Source organism: Shewanella sp. SM32, from assembly GCF_025654235.1.
GTDB classification, from domain to species: domain Bacteria; phylum Pseudomonadota; class Gammaproteobacteria; order Enterobacterales; family Shewanellaceae; genus Shewanella; species Shewanella oncorhynchi.
This window is the reverse complement of sequence record NZ_JAKKRO010000026.1, coordinates 57,121-64,402: the sequence shown is the minus strand read 5'-3', so window position 1 is coordinate 64,402 and position 7,282 is coordinate 57,121. Positions and strand designations below refer to the sequence as shown.

Here is a 7,282-nt window from a genome sequence, read left to right as displayed (position 1 = left end):
GTTCAATGCCTGTTGTGGCTAGTTGGTTTACACGCACAGCAACAGGGCTGGGATAAGCATTTTCAGGCCAATACCATTGGGCATCGAACGGTACTCTCAACGATTCGCTTGGGATTGGAGGTACTCAGGCGGCCTGATTATCAAATCACGGAGAAAGAATTGCTGGCGGCCTGGGTATTATTCGCCAATCAGTTGCTCAAATATGGCTATGCTATGGCTGATTTATGAGGGGATCCTTCAGCACTTGGTCGAACCCCATACCGCGTGTATTGATACATTGGCGGCTGGAAACATTAATCGCGACATTGATATTTAAGCCACTTTTCTGCCATTGCCTCAGATCATGCATGGCTTGGTTGAGCACCCATTCGCCCATAGGCTCTATCAATCCGGTTTCTTCGGCTAATGGGATAAATTGATCCGGCGGGATCAACCCAAGCTCGGGGTCTTGCCAGCGGATAAGGGCTTCGACGCTGCAGACACTTCCGGTTTGCATATCCACGATAGGTTGATAATGCAGGGCAAATTCATTTTGTGCCACGGCACGGCGTAGACGTTGTTCTAACTCCATCCGGGCGAACATGGCTTGATTCATACCCGCGGTGAAGTATTTAAAATTGTTCCGCCCTGCATCTTTGGCTTGATACATGGCGGTTTCGGTATTGCGGGTGAGTGAGCTGACATCGAGGCCATCTTCGGGATAGACGCCGATACCAAAGCTGGCTGAAATCTGGATCTCGCGGTCATTTAAGTTAAATGGCATACCTAAGGTTTCAATGATTCGGGTTGCCATGTGTTCGATGGCGAGTTCGTTAGTCAGTCGTGGCAAGATAAGCACAAACTCGTCGCCACCGATACGTGCGATAAAATCGGTTCTCCCCGCAATGCCTTCTAAGCGCTTTGCGACATCTTTAAGTAATAAGTCGCCAGTGGCATGGCCTTGTACATCATTGATATATTTGAATTGATCCAAATCAATCAGCAAGATAGCCAGCTTGCGAGAGTCATGCTGCGCCACATGGATTTCGTGCTGCAGTCGTTCATTGAACAGCTTACGATTAGGCAGTCCAGTTAATCCATCGAAGTTGGCCTGATACCAAAGATCCTGCTCATATTGCTTTCGCTTACTGATATCCATAAATAAACCAATATGTTGGATTATTTTACCTTGCTCATTTCGCACAACAGTAATCGCTAGATACTCGGGATATACTTGGCCATCTTTGCGTTTATTCCAAACTTCACCCTCCCATTTCCCTTCTTTTTGTAGTGACTCCCACATGGCGGTGTAAAAGTGCTTAGGATGACGGCTAGAGCTGAGTAGGGAGGGACTGCGGCCTTTTACTTCTTCCAATGAATAGCCCGTAATGTGGCAAAACGCGGGGTTGACCAGTTCAATATGGTTGTCGGCATCTGTCACCATTATGCCTTCGGCAGAATAGTCAAACACTGCTGCAGCGCGGCTTAGGGCATGGTTTGCTTTTTGCCGTTCGCTAATCATACGGTTCATGGCACGGGCCATGCGGGCGAGTTCATCTGTGCCTGAGACTTGGATATTAATATTGAGCTGTGGATCTGCTGCCATTTGCTGCATGTCATTGGCAATCTTAGTGATCTTATCCATAAAATTGCGGATGATCTTTTGTCCAAGCCAAAGTGTGATGGTTGCGGTGAACAAAGCCGAGAACAAGTATAAGCCGAGTAAGATTAAGGTGTGGTTTTGTTGATATTCGCTCTGCTGCGCCATGTTCTTGGTGATATTTTGCGCCAGCAAATGTAGTTGATTGATACGCTGAGTGGTGAGATCCCACCACTCCTGGCTATCAATTGGATGTGGCGGCATTAATAGTTGGCTCATCGCTTGGCTTAATTTGTCCTCACTGGCAGGGACTTGCGCGATGGCTTTGATCTCCGTCATCGGCAAACCTTGCTGCTTCAGTTGCTGCAACTTGACCATGCTGAACTGGTATTGATTTATGCTGTCCTCAATGGTTTTCAGCGCCACCTTAAATTCGGGTAGAGAACGAGTCTCGTGACTGAGTTCATCCAAATTAAGCTGAATCGTCGCAAGTGCTGCATTAAATTTTTGCAGTGAAATCTCATCGCCCTTAAGCAAATAGTCCTGAAAACTGCCCATTAAGCCACCGTAACCTAAGTAGGCATTAATATTTTGTGCCAGAGCGCTAATGCGAGTTTGTTGTTCAATTTGCTTGCTGATTTGCAGAATGCGTTGATTTTCTGGCGAATCTTGTAGGTTTTGCAGTAAGGACCTTCTATCGGAAATTGATGCATTACTCGCGTGCATCACGGCTCGCTCATATTCATACATAAAGGAGATTATGGTGCGGTAATCATTAATATTGAGTGACTTGCTGAGCAGTAATTGATTGATGGCACTTCGTTCTTTTACGGCCAACTCCTGCACCATAAGCAGGTTCAATAGATCGGTATAGGCACGGGACTGACTGATTTCATTGGTTTGTAACTGTAATAACTGGATGAGCTGTAAAAGCTGAGTGTGGAATTGATTATAGAGTTCCGTAAACTGACTCAGTGTTTCGTCTGTGTGGTTTTGGTGAACGTTAGCGAGTTTGTTGCCTGTGAGTTTGAGCGCATCCAACAATGCGTTCATTTTGTTTGCTTCAATACTTTTAGGGTCGAGCGCCTCCAGAAGATGTTCTAAAGGCTCACTGTTCAGTAATGCATCGAGTGCTTTTGATCTAGTCGCTTGTTGCTGTAATAGCACTTCATCGGTTGGTCGCTGATTTGTACTTAGACCATATTCGTTTTGCAACTGATAGAGTAGCTCAGTGATTTGTACCGTCGTTTGTACCGCAAGATGATTGTGCTTGGCCGAGTGTGATTCCTTTATTAAGTCATGCATGCGCGTCAGAATGAAAAAGCTCATCATTAATAATGGGACTAACGAAAACAGAATGAGCTTTTGCTTCAAACTGAGATGGTGTAGCGCTGACGGCATTAAAGATCACTCCACTCGTTCACCTAGGCAGAAAAAGAAAATTCAACGTAATAACGTTGAATCCGAGTTACAAATAGGACTAGGCACAGGGTGAGGATATTTAACATAGGCGGCCAGCCACCGCGACCTTTAGTTTATGGATATCTAATCTAGGTCACGAAATTAAGCAAATTGTTATATATCATGCTAAGAGACTATTTTTATTAACCTATTTTGCACCTATCAAACAAGCATTTGTCTTGTCTGTGATGTGAAGCAGTATTTCATCATTCGAAAGAATGACTTGTTTAACTTTACCTTTTATCGGTTTTTTTAGTGCATTAGGTGGAACGCGATTGTTAACGGTAAATCTACTTAAATAAAAAGGACGTTTGCCGCAGCTAAACGTCCTTCTATTTAAATCAATGCCCTAGATTCAGGCGATTGGCATGTTATCTAGCCGACATTGGCCAGCAATGATTTGCGATAAACGACAATATCTTCAATCGTCAACACGGGTATATTGTGCTGAGCACCGAAGGCAATAATTTCGGGTAAACGCGCCATAGTGCCATCGGTGTTAGTGACTTCACACAATACGCCAGCGGCTTTTAAACCCGCGAGTTGCATTAAATCGATAGTGCCTTCAGTGTGACCACGGCGGGTCAATACCCCACCCGGTTGGGCGCGAAGTGGATACACATGGCCAGGACGAGCGAGATCACTTGGCTTAGCGCCATCGGCAATCGCCGCTTTAATGGTGGTCACGCGATCGGCGGCAGAAACCCCTGTAGTCACACCGACTTTAGCTTCAATACTCACAGTAAACGCAGTGCCGTATTGGCTCGAGTTGTTTTCCACCATAGGGGGCAATTCGAGGGCTTTGACTTTTGCATCGGGTAAACACAGGCAAACAATACCGCTACATTCACGGATGAGCATGGCCATTTGCGCGTTAGTCAGCGTCTCGGCAGCGAAAATTAAATCGCCTTCGTTTTCTCTATCTTCGTCATCGACAACTAATACACCTTGGCCTTGACGCAGGGCATTAAGACCCGCTTCAACGCGTTCGATAGCAGTACCAAAAGGAGCAAGTAAAGACTGATTCATGGTTAATATCCTTAAATAAACGACATTGGAATATCCAGAATCAGGGCGTGCAGAAATACAACGTAATCAAACCAAAAGGCTCGATTTTGCTGTAGCAATATCACTTCACTTGGGGTGAAGTTATTGCAAAACATGAGGCTAACACTGCAATACATAAGCGCGTTGCACTTAAATACCGCAAGGTGTTGTCTTACATTCTCTTCCATCCGGACTCAGCACTGTTGCCATTAAAGCAAACAGTCCATTACCGTCGGCTCTGGAATAGTCAGTTTTGCACTAGGCAAAATCTAAGGCACCAGATCTGCTGACCCCGAAAGTGATTTCGGGCGCTCGCGGGCTTTGGGTGTCGCTCAGCAAAATAATCACTTAGTCGTTACCCATTTACCGCCGGTGGGGAGTTTCACCCCGCCCTGAGAATTTGCTTTTGAGCCATTTGCGCTCAAAAACGCGGTTATGTTGCTCTTATTTACCGCGAATGGCAACTTCTCGCGTTCAATGTTTGCGCTAGTGCACACCTGACCACTATCATACTGAACACATAAGCTAATTGACTTGCCGTCGCATTCTTCGACGGTCGTTATGGACGTCACAAGGACGTATAAATGCGCTCTCTGCTACTCACTTTAGGTATTGCTATGCTGTTATCCGCTTGTTCGACCTCCAAAGGGCAAGTACCCGCCCCGGTTGCTGAAAAAATTCCCCATGTGATGACTTTACATGGCGTCACGCGTACCGATGATTACTATTGGCTGCGTGATGATGAGCGCAAAGATCCTAAAGTGTTGGCCTATCTCAACGTTGAGAATCGCTATACCGCGGCTTATTTCAAACCATTAAAGCCGCTGCAAGATGGTCTTTATAAAGAGTTAACCGAGCGTTTAGTCGCCGATGAGTCGAGCGTGCCGTACCAATGGCATCAGCACAGCTATTATCACAGATACCAAGAGGGCAGCGAATATCCGCTGATCAGCCGTAAGGGCGCCGATGGTGTTGAGCAAGTGATGCTCGATGTTAACGAGCGAGCTAAGGGCCATGAGTTTTATGGTTTAGGCGGCGCCAGTGTCAGCCCAGATGAAACCATGTTGGCCTTTGGTGAAGACGTCCTCAGCCGCCGTGTATATCACATCTATTTTAAAGACTTGGCTTCGGGCGACATGATCACCGATGTACTTGAAAATACCGAAGGTCGCGTAGTGTGGGCGAACGACAACAAGCATGTGTTCTATATCGCCAAAGATCTAAAAACCTTGCTGGGCTATCAAGTGTATCGCCACGAGCTGGGCACTAAGCAATCGAGCGATGTCTTAGTGTATGAAGAACAAGACGATTCATTTTATATCTCGCTCGGCAAAACCTTAGATGAGTCGCAAATTGTGTTGTTCCAAGAAAGCACCACGACGAGTGAAGTGTCTATTCTCGATGCCAGCGAGCCTTTAGGTTTATTCAAGCCAGTATTAGCGCGGGAAGAAGGCCACGAATACAGTGTGTCTAAGCTGGGTGATACTTATTACATTCTCACCAACTGGCAGGCGACTAACTTCCGTTTGATGAAAGTTGCCATCAAAGATGCGGCGGACAAATCTAAGTGGCAAGAAGTGGTTGCGCATAATCCCAATGCCCGTATCGAAGACGAGTTAGTGCTCAAGGATTATCTGATTATTCAGACCCGTGAAAACGGCCTGACGCGGATTAAAGTGATGCCGCTCAATGGTCAAAAGCCCTTCGAGTTGAGCTTTGATGAACCTGCCTATGTGATGGGTTTAGAGATTAATTCCCAGCAAGACAGCAATAAGTTACGCATTTTCTACTCCAGCCTAACGACGCCAGAAGCCGTATACGAATATTCGCTGGTGAATCCCGATAGACGTGATTTATTAAAACAAGATCAAGTCTTAGGCGGCTTTGATGCCAGCCAGTATCGTGCAGAACGGATATTTGTGACGGCCCGCGACGGTGCGAAAGTGCCCGTCTCTTTGGTATATCGCAAAGATAAATTCAAGAAAGATGGCACTAACCCTCTATACCAATACGGTTATGGATCTTACGGTTACACAGTAGAACCCGATTTCTCTTCATCCGTTATCAGTTTGCTCGACCGCGGTTTTGTGTATGCCATTGCCCATGTACGCGGCTCAGAAATGCTAGGTCGCCCTTGGTATGACAATGGTAAGCTGTTGAATAAGCAGAATACCTTCAATGATTTTATTGACGTAACAACGGCATTAACGGCGCAAGGTTATGGCGACAAAAACAAGGTCGTCGCTTCTGGTGGCAGCGCGGGTGGTTTGCTAATGGGCGCGATTGCTAACCAAGCTCCGGATAAGTATTTCGCCCTTGCAGCCCATGTACCTTTTGTTGATGTGGTGACGACTATGCTGGACGAGTCGATTCCGTTGACGACCAATGAGTATGACGAGTGGGGCAATCCGAACGAGAAAACCTATTTCGATTACATGCTGAGTTACTCGCCCTACGACAATGTCACCGAGCAAGAATACCCACACATGCTAGTGACGACTGGTTTGCATGATTCCCAAGTGCAGTATTTTGAACCTGCAAAGTGGGTCGCTAAACTACGCGATGTACAGAATAAGTGGTACAAGATGGATGATAAGGTATTGTTATTCAATGTGGATATGGAAGCTGGCCACGGCGGTAAGAGTGGCCGTTATCGCCAATACCAAGATACAGCCCAAGAATATGCCTTCTTCTTGAGTCTGTTAGGTATGTCGAAGTAGGTTATTCGCAAGTGACTGAATCAGTCGTCAGCTTAGGCAATACGGACATAGAAGCTGTGCAGCAACATGAGTCACTGGTGGCAGACACACTTGCCCCAGTGACTAGCGCTGTCGTTACCAAAGATGCAGTGACAGAAGCTTCGCTGAATCCCGTACCATTAAATCCTGCACCACAGAAGCCTACACCCATAAAGTCAGCACCCCTCTGGTATTTGTATCTAGTCCGCTGCGCCAACGGGCATTTATACACAGGCGTCACCACAGATGTCACACGACGCTTTAGCGAGCATCAGTCAGGTGGCATCAAATCCGCTAAGTATCTGCGCGGTAAAGGTCCATTAACGCTGATGTATCAAGAGCAGGTTGGCAGTCACGGCGATGCACTGCGCCGTGAGATTGCAGTTAAAAAGCTGAGTCGCGCTCAAAAGCTGACGTTGATTGAGTCAGAGCGTGGATTAGTAGATCGTTAACACTG

Annotated in this window: 3 protein-coding genes, 2 pseudogenes and 1 riboswitch; of the genes and pseudogenes, 3 read left to right on the top strand and 2 right to left on the bottom strand. The window is 46.4% G+C overall.

What is annotated here, in order from left to right; all coding sequences use genetic code 11:
• Nucleotides 1-228: pseudogene (locus L5M10_RS12420) on the top strand (IS4 family transposase); the annotation flags it as partial.
• Between the two features lie 4 nt (nt 229-232).
• On the opposite strand, the pseudogene L5M10_RS12415 reads toward L5M10_RS12420, so the two are convergent.
• Together L5M10_RS12415 and ribB are read right to left on the bottom strand one after the other, a co-directional pair.
• Nucleotides 233-2,980 (bottom strand): annotated as a pseudogene (locus L5M10_RS12415) (diguanylate cyclase domain-containing protein); the annotation flags it as partial.
• Nucleotides 2,981-3,415: 435 nt separating this feature from the next.
• Entirely contained in the window at nt 3,416-4,069 is a 654-nt protein-coding gene (gene ribB / locus L5M10_RS12410) for a 3,4-dihydroxy-2-butanone-4-phosphate synthase (RefSeq protein ID WP_105250977.1), read from the bottom strand.
• Nucleotides 4,070-4,259: 190 nt separating this feature from the next.
• A riboswitch (FMN riboswitch) is annotated at nt 4,260-4,491 on the bottom strand.
• 180 nt (nt 4,492-4,671) lie between these two features.
• Between ribB and L5M10_RS12405 the strand changes: the two genes are divergently transcribed.
• Together L5M10_RS12405 and L5M10_RS12400 are read left to right on the top strand one after the other, a co-directional pair.
• A complete protein-coding gene (locus tag L5M10_RS12405) occupies nt 4,672-6,807 on the top strand; it encodes a S9 family peptidase (RefSeq protein ID WP_168826939.1) in 2,136 nt (711 codons plus the stop codon).
• Between the two features lie 11 nt (nt 6,808-6,818).
• Nucleotides 6,819-7,277 carry a GIY-YIG nuclease family protein gene (locus tag L5M10_RS12400; protein ID WP_263255352.1) on the top strand — a complete coding sequence of 153 codons (459 nt, stop codon included), beginning with the start codon at nt 6,819-6,821 and terminating at the stop codon, nt 7,275-7,277.
• Nucleotides 7,278-7,282: the final 5 nt, after the last annotated feature.